This window comes from Glutamicibacter nicotianae (assembly GCF_002797775.1).
In the GTDB taxonomy this organism is placed as follows: domain Bacteria; phylum Actinomycetota; class Actinomycetes; order Actinomycetales; family Micrococcaceae; genus Glutamicibacter; species Glutamicibacter nicotianae.
This window is the reverse complement of the sequence record NZ_PGEY01000001.1, coordinates 3,015,757-3,030,351: the sequence shown is the minus strand read 5'-3', so window position 1 is coordinate 3,030,351 and position 14,595 is coordinate 3,015,757. Positions and strand designations below refer to the sequence as shown.

Genomic DNA, 14,595 nt, shown 5'->3' with positions numbered 1-14,595 from the left:
CTACTGCAGCTCCATGCGCCGGAACCTGAGTTCTCGTTGCGCACCCCGCAAAGGTGAACCTTCAAAAGGCACCTCGCTGAGATCCACAGTCAATGCGGCTTTCAATGCCAACTGGTTCGCTGACTGCGTGGCCCGGTCAGCCAAGCCGAGCACCCTTGCAAGCTCCGTCCAGTGCTTCTTCTTCAGATTCTTAGCCTTGCCGGCAACAGTCAAAGCCATGGTGTCATCGCCGTAGACCAGGGTGCATGGGATGTCATAGATGGGCGCTACATGAAACCGTCCATGCAAGTCCGCCAAAATCGAGACGTTCTTTCCATGCAAGTCGCCGTTCCCAGTTAGCCACGCAAAGACGAACTGCATGTATAGATTCCGCCTGGCGAGCACCGGAGCCTGGCACTGCAGCGCTAAGGCCTCAATAACTTGTTCCGTGCTCACTGCATACTTGCTTGCCGGCGGAAGGTTCAATACCTGCATGGCATCTTCCAACGCCAAACGCGTGGGACTATCCGCCCCCTCGACACCCTCGCGATCGAACCTCTCGACCAGCAGCCCCGGACTCCCAGTGGAATCCAGTACTAGCCGATTGTTTGCGACCGGAAGTTTGAGCAATCGCGCTGCTTTCAGGTGCTGCGCCTCATTAACGACCAAATGCGGATGATCCCGGGGGTCAAGCTTGAGCAGATAGGCGCTGTTCTTGAACTCCACTGGTGTTGTCAGCATGGTTGCGCTGATCTTGTCTTGCACGCCGGGGATCGAGTGGCGGTCCAAGGTGCGCGCGAGGACCGAGAAGTCGAGTTCGGCCGTGCTGCTGAATTCAGCAACCACGGGGGTTTGCTCCAGTGCTGATCCTTCCGGAACAACGCGTACATTGCCTGGAGTATCGGCGCCCACTGCCATCAGCAGAGTCAACTCGTCAGAGATGCTGGTCTTAGTTGCGTCCTTGAGAACGGTCAGGCGATGGCCTTCGGGCAATAGTCCCGAGAAGAACGATGGCAACGCGCCCCCAGGCCCAACGTATGCCTCCGGGGAAGCTGGCAAAGATGTCGCAATGCCCGCGTCACCATGTGCAAGGTAGTCCTTGTTATAGCTGAAGGCCACGCTTCCGTCGGACTGTCTGGCTAGAGTGCCGACGAGGTTTTCGTTGCAGTAGACGTCAGCCTTGGTAACAAGCTTGAGCTCTTGGAGTTGCGGCTTCATTTGGCCACGCGAATTCGAAGGCCGAGTACATCCGCGACGGAGAGCACCGCTTCAATGGAGGGGTTTCCCGCCCCTCGTTCTATGGAGCGCAGCGTACGTTCGGAGATGCCAGCTAATTCAGCCAGCTGTTCCTGCGTCAGGCCATTCTGTTTTCTAACGCGCTGCAATTCGGCCCCTAGCTCAGTCACTGAATTCATGAAGGATCCTCTTCCGGCAGCATTGCGCCGATTGGCGACATTCTGCTCACTATCATCCAGCATGGAGCAAGAATCGGCAACAAGTTACCGAAATGATAGCCAGGTGCAAGCAATCGATTGTCAGAGGCATCAAAAGGCAGGATCTTGCCGATTGGCGGAGCAGAACCCATCGGATAAAGCACCTGCAACGGAGCGGGCGTTCTCTCCCGTAGTGAGCCGCGGAGGTCCAGGGCCACGCCGTCTGCTTAGTCGCTTCAAGCGCGTCCGACATCGGGACACAGCTTAGCCATGGCTGCATTCACAACCCCATGCCTGCCTGGTCGTTCCTTCAGCGGTCTGCGCTAGCGGCCAGCACTCAAGCTCGTTAAAGCAGAAGGGGAGGAGGAACCAAGCAGTACCAGCTGCCCAATTCCCCCTCCCCTTCTCGTTAAACAGGTGAGGCTCCAACCAAACGGTTAGAGCCTCAAACCCACTAGGTTAAGTCCGGCGGTGACCTACTCTCCCACACCCTCACGAGTGCAGTACCATCGGCGCAATGGGCCTTAGCTTCCGGGTTCGGTATGGGACCGGGCGTTTCCCCCACGCTATGACCGCCGTAACAATCACGAAGCACACAAACCAAATATTTCCTGGTCAGTGTTTTCCGGTGCTACAAAGTCTTGTAACTCATCTTGCATTTATTGGTTAGAGGTTGTTGTCTCGTAACCGCATAGTGAACGCGAACAGCATTGAAAAATATCAGTTCAATCATTGTTTTATTGTGTGTTGTAAGCCATCGGCCTATTAGTACAGGTCAGCTGCACAAGTCTTCAGTCCTTGCTTCCACATCCTGCCTATCAACCCAGTGGTCTAGCTGGGGGCCTCTCACACACAAAGGTGCATGGAAATCTCATCTCGAAGCAGGCTTCCCGCTTAGATGCTTTCAGCGGTTATCCCTTCCAAACGTAGCTAATCAGCGATGCACTTGGCAGTACAACTGACACACCAGAGGTTCGTCCGTCCCGGTCCTCTCGTACTAAGGACAGCCCTTCTCAAATTTCCAACGCGCGCAGCGGATAGGGACCGAACTGTCTCACGACGTTCTAAACCCAGCTCGCGTACCGCTTTAATGGGCGAACAGCCCAACCCTTGGGACCTACTCCAGCCCCAGGATGCGACGAGCCGACATCGAGGTGCCAAACCATGCCGTCGATATGGACTCTTGGGCAAGATCAGCCTGTTATCCCCGAGGTACCTTTTATCCGTTGAGCGACGGCCCTTCCACGAGGTGCCGCCGGATCACTAGTCCCGACTTTCGTCCCTGCTCGAGCTGTCACTCTCACAGTCAAGCTCCCTTGTGCACTTACACTCGACACCTGATTGCCAACCAGGCTGAGGGAACCTTTGGGCGCCTCCGTTACATTTTAGGAGGCAACCGCCCCAGTTAAACTACCCATCAGGCACTGTCCCTGAACCAGATCATGGTCCGAAGTTAGGTGACCGGTACAGCCAGAGTGGTATTTCAACGATGACTCCACCTGAACTAGCGTCCAAGCTTCACAGTCTCCCACCTATCCTACACAAGCTGCACCGAACACCAATACCAAACTATAGTAAAGGTCTCGGGGTCTTTCCGTCCTGCTGCGCGTAACGAGCATCTTTACTCGTACTGCAATTTCGCCGAGTTCATGGTTGAGACAGCGGGGAAGTCGTTACTCCATTCGTGCAGGTCGGAACTTACCCGACAAGGAATTTCGCTACCTTAGGATGGTTATAGTTACCACCGCCGTTTACTGGGGCTTAAATTCTCAGCTTCGCCACAAGGGCTAACCAGTCCTCTTAACCTTCCAGCACCGGGCAGGAGTCAGTCCGTATACATCGTCTTGCGACTTCGCACGGACCTGTGTTTTTAGTAAACAGTCGCTTCCCCCTGGTCTCTGCGGCCCACACCCGCATCAGAGAAGCAAGTTCTCATCACGGGGCAGGCCCCCCTTCTTCCGAAGTTACGGGGGCATTTTGCCGAGTTCCTTAACCATGATTCTCTCGATCGCCTTAGTATTCTCTACCTGATCACCTGTGTCGGTTTGGGGTACGGGCGGACTGGGACCTCGCGCCGATGCTTTTCTAGGCAGCATAGGATCACCGAATCACCCCGAAAACGGGGCGCCTATCAGGTCTCAGAAACATGAGCGGCGGATTTGCCAACCGCTCTTCCTACACCCTTGGACCAGGTCAATTCCATTGCCTGGCTCGGCTACCTTCCTGCGTCACACCTGTTAATACGCTGACCTCACTGCATCGGTTCCCACCACATCAACCAACAAGACACCTAAAAGGCATCAACACTGGAATCCGTCATGGTTAGCATCCACAGCTCAGTATGGGCGGTCCTTCGCCGGTACGGGAATATCAACCCGTTGTCCATCGACTACGCCTGTCGGCCTCGCCTTAGGTCCCGACTAACCCAGGGCAGATTAGCTTAACCCTGGAACCCTTGATCATTCGGCGGACGGGTTTCTCACCCGTCATTCGCTACTCATGCCTGCATTCTCACTCGTGTGGCCTCCACCGCTGGTTTCCACCGCGACTTCACCGTCCACACGACGCTCCCCTACCCATCCAAACACCCAATCGAAACCAGGTTAATATTTGAATGACGCAACTTCGGCGGTGTGCTTGAGCCCCGCTACATTATCGGCGCGGAATCACTTGACCAGTGAGCTATTACGCACTCTTTCAAGGGTGGCTGCTTCTAAGCCAACCTCCTGGTTGTCACAGCAACTCCACATCCTTTTCCACTTAGCACACGCTTAGGGGCCTTAGTTGGCGTTCTGGGCTGTTTCCCTCTCGACTATGAAGCTTATCCCCCACAGTCTCACTGCTGCGCTCTCACTTGCCGGCATTCGGAGTTTGGCTAAGGTCAGTAACCTTGTAGGGCCCATCGCCTATCCAGTAGCTCTACCTCCAGCAAGAAACACGCAACGCTGCACCTAAATGCATTTCGGGGAGAACCAGCTATCACGAAGTTTGATTGGCCTTTCACCCCTACCCACAGCTCATCCCCTCCATTTTCAACTGAAGTGGGTTCGGTCCTCCACACGCTCTTACACGCGCTTCAACCTGGCCATGGGTAGATCACTTCGCTTCGGGTCTAGATCACGCCACTCAAACGCCCTATTCAGACTCGCTTTCGCTACGGCTTCCCCACACGGGTTAACCTCGCGACGTAACACTAACTCGCAGGCTCATTCTTCAAAAGGCACGCCATCACCAGGGAACAAGTCCCCAGCTCTAACGGATTGTAAGCGCACGGTTTCAGGTACTATTTCACTCCCCTCCCGGGGTACTTTTCACCATTCCCTCACGGTACTGATTCACTATCGGTCATCAAGTAGTATTCAGGCTTACCAGGTGGTCCTGGCAGATTCACACAAGGTTTCACGGGCCCCGTGCTACTCGGGTATCAACACTAGAACGGCAGACACGCATTACACCTACGGGACTATCACCCTCTCTGGTCCGGCATTCCAACCGATTCACCTATACGCCTGCACCTCATCCCACCAGCAAGATAGCACTGGTACATGTCAACCCCACAACCCCGGTGATGCAACGCCTATCCGCTATCACACACCAACCGGTTTAGCCCCATCCGCGTTCGCTCGCCACTACTAACGGAATCACTGTTGTTTTCTCTTCCTGCGGGTACTGAGATGTTTCACTTCCCCGCGTTCCCTCCACACAGCCTATACATTCAGCTGCAGGTCACACCACATAACATGGTGCGGGGTTCCCCCATTCGGAAATCCTGGTCTCAACGTCCGGTTATCGACTCCACCAGGCTTATCGCAGATTCCCACGTCCTTCATCGGCTCTTGATGCCAAGGCATCCACCGTGCGCCCTTAAAAACTTCAACACAAATCAAAGTCTCAGAATTGAGCAATAAAAACAATCTAACAAAATCACGCAGACAAGACTCCAACACCAACCAATCCCAGGAAAAGGACCAGCCAGCTCATCTCATCTGCAAGATGCTCGCGTTCACTATACAGTTCCCAAACAACAACCCCGCACCCCCGCAACAACACCCCAAAACCAACACCAACCAAAGGCCAGCATCAATCCAACAGGACATCCTTGCAGCAAACACAGGACAAACACCGAAACACCAAGAACCCCTCACCCAAGCGAACACCACCAGGACCCTCCCCACAGGAAGAACCCCGGCAACCATTCACCAGGAAAGGAGGCTTGTTGCCTCAAAACCCAACAGCATGCCAAACCATACAAACCACACAACACCCACACACCGCATTCCAGCACCGCAAGAAGAAAACCCCCTGCAATGCGTACTAGCAGATGCCCAAGCACCACGCGGCCACAGCCAATACCCCGCACCAGCATCAGCCAGCACGTTTTCCGGTATTGAGTCCATTGATATTCCACCCATGAGCAACCCACCCGGACAACACTCGTGTCCAGCATGGGCAACCAATAATGGTTAGCTCCTTAGAAAGGAGGTGATCCAGCCGCACCTTCCGGTACGGCTACCTTGTTACGACTTAGTCCCAATCGCCAGTCCCACCTTCGACGACTCCCCCCACACAAGGTGGTTAGGCCATCGGCTTCGGGTGTTACCAACTTTCGTGACTTGACGGGCGGTGTGTACAAGGCCCGGGAACGTATTCACCGCAGCGTTGCTGATCTGCGATTACTAGCGACTCCGACTTCATGGGGTCGAGTTGCAGACCCCAATCCGAACTGAGACCGGCTTTTAGGGATTAGCTCCACCTCACAGTATCGCAACCCATTGTACCGGCCATTGTAGCATGCGTGAAGCCCAAGACATAAGGGGCATGATGATTTGACGTCATCCCCACCTTCCTCCGAGTTGACCCCGGCAGTCTCCCATGAGTCCCCACCACTACGTGCTGGCAACATGGAACGAGGGTTGCGCTCGTTGCGGGACTTAACCCAACATCTCACGACACGAGCTGACGACAACCATGCACCACCTGTGAACCAGCCCCGAAGGGAAACCCCATCTCTGGAGCGGTCTGGCACATGTCAAGCCTTGGTAAGGTTCTTCGCGTTGCATCGAATTAATCCGCATGCTCCGCCGCTTGTGCGGGCCCCCGTCAATTCCTTTGAGTTTTAGCCTTGCGGCCGTACTCCCCAGGCGGGGCACTTAATGCGTTAGCTACGGCGCGGAAAACGTGGAATGTCCCCCACACCTAGTGCCCAACGTTTACGGCATGGACTACCAGGGTATCTAATCCTGTTCGCTCCCCATGCTTTCGCTCCTCAGCGTCAGTAAATGCCCAGAGACCTGCCTTCGCCATCGGTGTTCCTCCTGATATCTGCGCATTTCACCGCTACACCAGGAATTCCAGTCTCCCCTACATCACTCTAGTCTGCCCGTACCCACCGCAGATCCGAGGTTGAGCCTCGGACTTTCACGGCAGACGCGACAAACCGCCTACGAGCTCTTTACGCCCAATAAATCCGGATAACGCTTGCGCCCTACGTATTACCGCGGCTGCTGGCACGTAGTTAGCCGGCGCTTCTTCTGCAGGTACCGTCACTTTCGCTTCTTCCCTACTGAAAGAGGTTTACAACCCGAAGGCCGTCATCCCTCACGCGGCGTCGCTGCATCAGGCTTTCGCCCATTGTGCAATATTCCCCACTGCTGCCTCCCGTAGGAGTCTGGGCCGTGTCTCAGTCCCAGTGTGGCCGGTCACCCTCTCAGGCCGGCTACCCGTCGTCGCCTTGGTGAGCCATTACCTCACCAACAAGCTGATAGGCCGCGAGTCCATCCCCCACCGATAAATCTTTCCACCACAAAACATGCGTTCCATGGTCATATCCGGTATTAGACCCAGTTTCCCGGGCTTATCCCAGAGTCGGGGGCAGGTTACTCACGTGTTACTCACCCGTTCGCCACTAATCCACCCAGCAAGCTGGGCTTCATCGTTCGACTTGCATGTGTTAAGCACGCCGCCAGCGTTCATCCTGAGCCAGGATCAAACTCTCCATAAAAAACAAAAAGCCACCAGCAACCCCTTGGAAAAGAAGGGCGAAGCCGATGAAGTCCTGGCGAATAATAAAACACTCAAGAACACTGCACGGGGGTGCAATGCCTCAAGCACATAAAATATGTATTCACCAAATAAAAATATTCGGTATCAACAAACTTGGCACACTATTGAGTTCTCAAACAACAAACACTCTCGACACCACAACCACCAATCCTTCGATGACTGCTTCGCTCCGGAGCAACTTTTCCAACTTACCAGACTTCCTGATCCGATCAAAATCGGCGGAAAACCTTCAGTGAAAAGTGATTGGCTGCCGGGTAAACAATCGGTAGATTCCGTGTTGTTTCCGTTCCGGCAACAGATAAAAACTATACACAGGTTCTTGGGCACTTACAAATCGAGGGGCCGCGTTCTAGGTCACATTCATTTCGCTGTTCTAGTCTGGGCTCATGAGCGACCTGCAAAGACTCCTTGGATACCGTGAACCCATCTTCAATGCATCTATGGCTGGCGCGGCTGGCGGCGCCTTGGCTGCAGCTGTTTCCCACGCGGGAGGTGTAGGGATGATCGGTTCGCCTGCAACTCCCACAGCTGACTGGATTGAACAGCAAACGCAATTCGTTGAATCCCTGAGTACTCCATGGGGCGTCGGCTTCATGGCCTGGGCGCTGGAAACGGATCTCTCCCCGCTAGAGGCCTTCTTGGAGTTTGGGCCCTCGTTGGTGACCTTGAGCTTCGGCGATGTCACCCGGGCCGCGGCGGTAGCCCATGAGGCTGGAGTTCTGACCGCCATGCAGGTAGGCAACGCGGCAGATCTGGAACGCGCCATGGCTGATGACATCGACATCATCATTGCCCGTGGGGCAGAAGGTGGCGGACACGGCCGCAATGAAGCTGGAACCCTGCCGTTGCTGCAGCTGGCAACCTCCCAGCACCAGAAGCCGGTGATCGCGGCTGGCGGCATCGGCACCGCACGTGGTGTCGCCGCGGTGCTTTCAGCTGGCGCCGAAGCCGCCTGGATCGGCACCCGCTTCCTTTCGGCAACAGAAGCCAGCGGGCACGAGAACATGAAGAGCGCAGTGCGCAACGCGGGCCTGGATGGCACTATCTATACGCGTGCCTTCGATATCGCCCAGCAACTGCCGTGGGCACCGGAATTCGGCGGACGCGCACTGCGCAATGAGTTCAGCGACAAGCACGAGGACCTGTCCGGCTGGGAGCCGACGGAAGCGCTGCGCAAGCAGATGATCCACGTCCGTGCCGAAGCGCTGACGGACATCGCTCCGGTCTACGCCGGCGAGGCAGTGCAGTTCGTGGACGCTGAGCAGCCAGCCGCCGAGGTCATGCGGGAACTGTGCGGCTTCCGCCAGATCCTCGCCGATGCAGCACGGCGCTTTGCCTAGATCGGCTGGTTGTCGATCAGCCGGACATTGCCCACCTTCGCCGCGACAAGGACCAGGCCTTCTCCGGTGAAGGGGGTGTCCTGGCAGTTGAATGCCAGTTCTTGCAGGGTATCCGGGTTGACGACGACGAAGTAGTCGAGCTCCACCAGCGGTTCCATCTGGTACATTCCGATCGCATCTTCGATGTACAGCGGCTCGTTTCGTGCCGCGCGACCTGCAATCAGCTGAATCGAACGGTGCAGCACCAATGCCGCTTCCTTCTCTTCCTCGCTGAGCAATGCATTGCGGCTGGACAGCGCCAGGCCCTTGTCGCTGCGCACGATCGGCACCGCACGCAGCTCTACCGGGTAATCCAGGTCGGCAACCATGCGGCGGATCAGCACCAGCTGCTGGGCATCCTTCTGGCCGAAGTAGGCGCGGTATTCGCCACGGCGCGGGTCTGCCAGGTGCAGCAGCTTGGCAACAACTGCCAGCATTCCATCGAAGTGGCCCGGGCGCGAGGCGCCTTCATACATTTCGCCCAGTGCGCCGGAGTCCAGCTTCACCAACGGCAGGCCGGCGTGGTAGATCTCGGAGGCTTCCGGGGCAAAGACGATATCCACCCCGGCAGCAGCGGCCAGCTGGACATCGGCGTCGAGCTGGCGCGGATACTTCGCGTAGTCGTTGGCATCGTTGAACTGCAGTTCATTGACGAATACTGAAATGACGACAAGTTCATTTTCTTCACGGGCTGCCTTGAACAGCGAAGCGTGGCCGCTGTGCAGGGCTCCCATGGTGGGCACGAAGCCCAGCGACCCTGGGTTGGCTGCGGCAATAGCGGCCTTCAGCTCGGCACGGGTCTTGACAATCTTCGGGGTATTCACGCTATCTATTCTAGAACTCGCAGGAGCTCTTCCAGCGTGCTCTGGGAGATCAGGCCGCGATCGGCCGCGCGCAGTGCCGTCGCCCGCGAGAGGCTCCGGTAGGAATTATTCGTTTCTGCCGGGTCGTCGGCCAAGGCCTGCAGGTGCACGGTCACGGTCCCGCGATCGCCGCGGGCCACCGGGCCGGTCAGGGCGCCGGCTCCGGAACGCAGCGCGTTATCCAGGCTCGCGTACATCAGGGCTCGCAGGGTATTGGATGGCTCTTCCACGCCGATGCGGCGCAGGATATCGGCCGATTGCGCCGTGATGGTGTTCAGGTGGTTTGCCGCATGGGCCAGGGCCGCGTGGTAGCTGACCCGGTCCTGCTCGGCGATCACCACGGGCTCTCCGCGCATCTCCACCACCAGCGCCTGGGCGACCGGCAGGATGGCCTCGTCGGCCGTGACCGCGAAGACGCAGTCGGTCAGCCGCTGCAGATCCATGCTCATCCCGGTGAAGGTCATTGCCGGGTGGATTGCCAGGCCGAAGGCGCCGGCGTCCATGGCCGGCTGCAGGATCGAGGTGCCGTAGCGCCCGGCGGTGTGGGCGACCAGCTGCCCCACGGAGAAATGCCCGCCCGCGGCCAGCCCGGCCACGAGTTCGCCGAGCACATCATCGGGCACCGCAAAGAGCACCAGTTCGCTGCGGCGCAGGATTTCTGCCGGGTCCAGCAATTCCACGCCGGGCAGCAAGGCGTCGGCGCGATCGCTTGAGGCCTCCGAGACTGCATGGATGCCGGTGATCCGGTGCCCGCTGGCCGACAGCGCCGCACCGAGCACGGTGCCTACCTTGCCGGCCGAGATGATGCCGATTCCCAAGCGTGGTGCGTCCACTTCTACCTTTCAAACCAGGCGCCGGGTCTGCGCCCGGATAAATTCTGCCGCGGTGTCCGCATCAATCTGATGCACGTATCCGGTGATGCTTCCGCCAGCACTGTGCAAGCGGACACCGGCCAGTCTACGGCCTCGCTCCCACGGCCCCTGTATCCAGCTCATGCCCTGCACCCGGTTATGCGGCACGAAACTGGCTTGGCGCGCCAGCCAGCCGTACCGGGAAATCACCGTGGTTCCGGTGGCCAGGAACCCCTGGTGCTTCCATGCCCCGGGCGATAGCGGCTTGGCGCGTTCCGGGGAGCCGATGAAACCGTGCTCGGATCCGGTGCTCACCGCCGTGGCCAGCACCTCGCGCTGGTTCTCGACGCCAAGGTCCGGCAGCAGGATCCCCATGATCCGCGCGACCGACTCGAAGTCGCCCACCGGGAGCACCTGCAGGTTGTCGGCGTCATCGCTCTTGGTGCCCAGCACGTTGACCTCCACCTTGTACCAGCCCAGCATCCGCCAGAAGAAGGGGGCCGTCACCGAAATGGCCTGGACCCGGCCGGAGGGAATTGAGTGCTGGCGGGTGTCGGCCAGGCCGTAGCTGATCCGCATGCCGGTGTCCGAGGCACTGGCGGTGAAGTTCCAGCCCTGGTTCAGCTGCTTGTAGAACCAGCTGCCGAAGGCCAGCACCGAGGGCACCAGGCCGGCGATGATTCCCTCGACCCCGGAAATCCACAGCACCAGCATCGACAGGCAGGCAAGCAGGCCGATGATCACCGGCAGCTGCAGGAACAGCGAGGCGATCAGACGACCGATGGGCACCTTGGCCATCAGCGGCGATGCTTGCATGGCAGGCTGCGGATCGGCCGGCGCGGGCGCATCTGCCGCAGCCTGTTCGGCTTCTGGGGCATGCGCGGGTCGTCCGCCGCGGGCCCGCTGGAGGATGACCTGGCGCAACGCGTGGGCGTCGGCCTTGCGCAGGAAGGAAAGGCGCAGCACCGACTCGGAGGAATCGGCCACGTCGAAGCGCAGCTCGGCAAGTCCCAGCAGCCGGGCAACCAGCGGCTGGGCGATGTCGATGCCCTGCACCTTGTCGATGCGCGCCTGCTTCTGGCTGCGGAAGAGCATCCCTGAATTCACGTACACGTGCGTGCTGGTGAGCTTGTAGCGGGTGAAGTACCAGGAAAGGAAGTAGAAGATGAGCACCACGAGCAGGGCGATGCCGGCGCCCGCGACGGTCCAGATCAGCCTGTCGCCGGAAAAGCGTTCAGCCCAGGACAGTTCGTCGGTGTTCTGCCAGTAGATGTAGACCAGGCCGATGATGGCCAGCCAGCCGTGGACGAAGGGGCTGGCCGGGTGCACCCGCTGCCATGGCTCGGCGCTGTCACCGGCGGCCGGTTCCACGGACTGGCTCATAGCATCTGCTCTTCGCCGGCGGCCACGAGCCGTTCGCGCAATTCCTGGCCTTCGCGCTCGGGCAGCCCGTAGACGTGCGCGGTGGCGCCGGTGCCTGCGGTGTTCAGCGTCAGCTGGCACAGGCCGTAGCGGCGCTCCAGCGGTCCGCTGTTGACCTCGACGTACTGCATCCGGCCGTAGGGAATGACTACCTGCTTGCGCCACATCACCCCGGAGCGGACGATGAAGTCTTCCTCGCGTTCGAGGTAGCCCAGTGCGGCGACCTGGCGGCGGATGATGCGCAAGGCCAGCAGCGCCAGCAGCAGCACCAGCAGGATCGGGGCGAGGACCAGCCACAGCGCAATGCCGGCTCCGGTTGCCGCCAGCACGGCAGGAACCAGGGAGGCCAGCAGGATCACGCCCCAGGTGATCGCCCAGGTGGTGAGCTTGACCTTGGCATAGTCCCGGTGGGCTGGGGTGAAGCTACTCGGTGACCACGGAGTCGCTGTTGCCATCGGTATCCTCCGGTGGAAGTTTGCACAGTTGCTGAACAATATACCCAATGACCACCATGAGGAGCCCGGCACCGGCCAGCACCAAGCCGCGGGTCAGGGTGGGGGTCATGCCGGTGGCCGCCCAGAGCATGATGATTGCTGGAACATGCCAGCCGGCGATGACCGCGCCGGCATAGGCCGAGGCCTGCGCCAGCACCAGAGTGCGGGCCGCGGCGATCGGCTCGAAGTCGGCCTTGCCCTGGGTGGAGCGCTTCACCCGGATCCCCAGGAACAGCACCACCGCGCAGACTGCGCCCAGCGAGTACAGCGCCGAGTAGTCGAGCACCGGCGCGTACCGGCCTGCCGAGGTGAGCAGGCGCAGCGCAATCCAGCCGGCCGCGGCACCGAGCCCGGCGCACGCGAACAGCCAGCGCAGCTTCAGCTTCGTCATAGCCGGATGATGTCTTTCGTATCGGCGGCTTCGGCGGCCAGGCGGGAGACCAGTTGCCCGTCCAGCACCGCATCCGGATCCATCCAGCTCCACGGGGCCAGCACGAAGCCGCGGATCGCGGCGCGCGGATGCGGCAGGGTCAGCCGCTCGTCATCCAGGCGCAGCTGGTCGTAGGCGATCAAGTCCAAATCCAGGGTGCGTGCTTCCCAGCGCACCTCGCGGGTGCGGTGGTGCTTGGCCTCGATGGACTGGCATAAATCCAGCAGCTCATGCGGGGAGCGCCGGGTGCGCACCTGGACTACCTGGTTGGTGTAGTCCGGCTGGTCCGGCGGGCCGCCCACCGGCTTGGTGATGGCCAGCGGGGACACCTTGAGCAGCTCTGTTTCCGCACCGAGCTCCTGCACCGCGGCGGCCAGCGTGGCCTGCGGGTCGCCCAGGTTGGCGCCCAGCGCGATGATCGCGGTGTGCTGTTTCTGGTGCCGGGTCAGCGAGATCGTGACATCGCTGAATGGCACCGGGATCGGCGCCTGCGGCTTGTGCACCACCACGTCGATGGCGGCCACGGAAGGGTAGGCGGCGAGGATCGCCTCGGCGATTTCGCTACCCAGCTTCTCGATCAAGTCCCACGGGCCGGCCTTGATCTGCTCGACCACCAGCTCGCTGACTTCGCCGTAGTGCACGGTGTCCAGCACATTGTCGCTGGCTGCCGCCCGCGTGATGTCCACGTGCAGCACCACGTCGATGATGAATTCCTGGCCGTCGCGCTTCTCATGCTCGAACACGCCATGGTAGCCGGTGGCCGAAATTCCGTAGATGCTAATGCGATCCATAGGCCTGCACGACTTCGATGGCGTCGCGGCTGCCGGCGACATCGTGCACGCGCACCGCCCAGACCTTGTCGCGGGCGCCGAGCACGGTGGTGGCCGCGGTTGCCGCATCGCGTTCCAGCGGTGCCCGGCTCTTGGAGCCTTCGGCCAGCAGCTCGCCCAAGAAGCGCTTGCGGCTGGTGCCGATTAGCACGCGGTGGCCGAGCTCTTCCATGGCAGGGACGTTGGCCAGCAGCGCCCAGTTGTGCTCCGCATCCTTGGCGAAGCCCAGTCCCGGGTCGATGATGATCTGTTCCGGGGCCACGCCCTTGGCGACGAACTCGTCGCGCAGGCCGCGCAGCTCGCCGATGACCTCTGCGACCACGTCCTGGTAGTTGGCCTCGGCGACCATGTTCTGCGCGGTGCCGCGGCGGTGCATGAGCACGTAGGGGACGCCGGTTTCAGCGATCAGCTCGGGCATGCCCTGCTCGTAGGTCAGGCCCGAGACGTCGTTGATGATGTGCGCGCCGGCCTCGATGGCCGCGCGGGCGGTGGAGACATGCATGGTGTCCACGGAGATCACGGCGCCGGCCTTCACCAGGGCTTCGATGACCGGGATGATGCGCTCCTGCTCGAGGGCTGGATCCACGTCCTTGGCGCCGGGGCGGGTGGATTCGCCGCCCACGTCGATGATGTCCGCGCCGGAGTAGAGCAGTTTCAGGCCCTGGTCGATCGCGGCATCGGTGGACAGGTACTTCCCGCCGTCCGAGAAGGAGTCCTCGGTGACGTTCAGGATGCCCATGACCAGGGTGCGGCCGGTGGGCAGGTCGGCCATCGTCTTCTTCTTGGACTTGCGGATGATGGGCAAGGGGCTGGTGTTCGGGCCGGTGCCCGGGATCGCTCCAAGCGACATG

11 protein-coding genes and 3 rRNA genes are annotated in these 14,595 nt (G+C 59.8%); 2 read left to right on the top strand and 12 right to left on the bottom strand.

The features are described from left to right. From ATK23_RS14095 to ATK23_RS14080, 4 genes are all read right to left on the bottom strand, one after another. Window positions 1–1,197, bottom strand: coding sequence for a type II toxin-antitoxin system HipA family toxin (locus ATK23_RS14095; RefSeq protein ID WP_066144796.1), 1,197 nt, complete (start codon window positions 1,195–1,197; stop codon window positions 1–3). Then, a complete protein-coding gene (locus ATK23_RS14090) occupies window positions 1,194–1,457 on the bottom strand; it encodes a type II toxin-antitoxin system RelB family anti-toxin (protein WP_245858434.1) in 264 nt (87 codons plus the stop codon). Before ATK23_RS14090 ends, ATK23_RS14095 begins: the two co-directional genes overlap by 4 nt. Window positions 1,458–1,875: 418 nt before the next feature. Beyond that, window positions 1,876–1,992 (bottom strand): 5S ribosomal RNA (rrf, locus tag ATK23_RS14085). Window positions 1,993–2,156: 164 nt separating this feature from the next. Then, window positions 2,157–5,290, bottom strand: a 23S ribosomal RNA gene (locus tag ATK23_RS14080). Window positions 5,291–5,309: 19 nt separating this feature from the next. Between ATK23_RS14080 and ATK23_RS16410 the strand changes: the two genes are divergently transcribed. Further along, entirely contained in the window at window positions 5,310–5,879 is a 570-nt protein-coding gene (locus ATK23_RS16410; RefSeq protein ID WP_157801663.1) for a hypothetical protein, read from the top strand. Window positions 5,880–5,887: 8 nt separating this feature from the next. On the opposite strand, the gene ATK23_RS14075 is transcribed toward ATK23_RS16410, so the two are convergent. After that, a 16S ribosomal RNA gene (locus ATK23_RS14075) occupies window positions 5,888–7,413 on the bottom strand. Together the 16S, 23S and 5S rRNA genes form the textbook arrangement of a ribosomal RNA operon. A gap of 448 nt (window positions 7,414–7,861) precedes the next feature. Here ATK23_RS14075 and ATK23_RS14070 point away from each other — a divergent pair. Further along, entirely contained in the window at window positions 7,862–8,815 is a 954-nt protein-coding gene (locus ATK23_RS14070) for an NAD(P)H-dependent flavin oxidoreductase (RefSeq protein WP_066142584.1), read from the top strand. Here the strand turns inward: ATK23_RS14070 and panC are convergent. From panC to folP, 7 genes are read right to left on the bottom strand one after another with little or no spacing between them, the layout of a single operon-like run. After that, window positions 8,812–9,678: a pantoate--beta-alanine ligase gene (panC, locus tag ATK23_RS14065; protein ID WP_038992644.1), complete on the bottom strand. Its 867-nt coding sequence runs from the start codon at window positions 9,676–9,678 to the stop codon at window positions 8,812–8,814. The genes ATK23_RS14070 and panC overlap by 4 nt on opposite strands. 5 nt (window positions 9,679–9,683) lie before the next feature. Next, window positions 9,684–10,550 carry a Rossmann-like and DUF2520 domain-containing protein gene (locus ATK23_RS14060; RefSeq protein ID WP_066142587.1) on the bottom strand — a complete coding sequence of 289 codons (867 nt, stop codon included), beginning with the start codon at window positions 10,548–10,550 and terminating at the stop codon, window positions 9,684–9,686. Between the two features lie 9 nt (window positions 10,551–10,559). After that, window positions 10,560–11,951 (bottom strand): PH domain-containing protein, encoded by a 1,392-nt coding sequence (locus tag ATK23_RS14055; protein WP_038992646.1) that lies wholly within the window; start codon window positions 11,949–11,951, stop codon window positions 10,560–10,562. Continuing rightward, window positions 11,948–12,445: a PH domain-containing protein gene (locus ATK23_RS14050; RefSeq protein WP_066142588.1), complete on the bottom strand. Its 498-nt coding sequence runs from the start codon at window positions 12,443–12,445 to the stop codon at window positions 11,948–11,950. The genes ATK23_RS14055 and ATK23_RS14050 overlap by 4 nt, the downstream gene beginning before the upstream one ends. After that, complete coding sequence (locus tag ATK23_RS14045) at window positions 12,414–12,875, bottom strand: DUF3180 domain-containing protein (RefSeq protein WP_066142591.1); 462 nt, start codon at window positions 12,873–12,875, stop codon at window positions 12,414–12,416. Before ATK23_RS14045 ends, ATK23_RS14050 begins: the two co-directional genes overlap by 32 nt. After that, on the bottom strand, window positions 12,872–13,705 hold the full coding sequence (gene folK, locus ATK23_RS14040; protein ID WP_066142593.1) for a 2-amino-4-hydroxy-6-hydroxymethyldihydropteridine diphosphokinase: 834 nt from the start codon (window positions 13,703–13,705) through the stop codon (window positions 12,872–12,874). The genes ATK23_RS14045 and folK overlap by 4 nt, the downstream gene beginning before the upstream one ends. Further along, window positions 13,692–14,594, bottom strand: coding sequence for a dihydropteroate synthase (gene folP, locus ATK23_RS14035; protein ID WP_066142596.1), 903 nt, complete (start codon window positions 14,592–14,594; stop codon window positions 13,692–13,694). The genes folK and folP overlap by 14 nt, the downstream gene beginning before the upstream one ends. Window position 14,595 lies beyond the last annotated feature (1 nt).

Bases quoted from the DNA above. Each gene is read 5' to 3' on its own strand.
- ATK23_RS14090 (WP_245858434.1), bottom strand. From the start codon at position 1,457: ATGCTGGATGATAGTGAGCAGAATGTCGCCAATCGGCGCAATGCTGCC.
- ATK23_RS14095 (WP_066144796.1), bottom strand. From the start codon at position 1,197: ATGAAGCCGCAACTCCAAGAGCTCAAGCTTGTTACCAAGGCTGACGTC.
- ATK23_RS14050 (WP_066142588.1), bottom strand. From the start codon at position 12,445: ATGGCAACAGCGACTCCGTGGTCACCGAGTAGCTTCACCCCAGCCCAC.
- ATK23_RS14045 (WP_066142591.1), bottom strand. From the start codon at position 12,875: ATGACGAAGCTGAAGCTGCGCTGGCTGTTCGCGTGCGCCGGGCTCGGT.
- folP (WP_066142596.1), bottom strand. From the start codon at position 14,594: ATGTCGCTTGGAGCGATCCCGGGCACCGGCCCGAACACCAGCCCCTTG.
- folK (WP_066142593.1), bottom strand. From the start codon at position 13,705: ATGGATCGCATTAGCATCTACGGAATTTCGGCCACCGGCTACCATGGC.
- ATK23_RS14070 (WP_066142584.1), top strand. From the start codon at position 7,862: ATGAGCGACCTGCAAAGACTCCTTGGATACCGTGAACCCATCTTCAAT.
- ATK23_RS14055 (WP_038992646.1), bottom strand. From the start codon at position 11,951: ATGAGCCAGTCCGTGGAACCGGCCGCCGGTGACAGCGCCGAGCCATGG.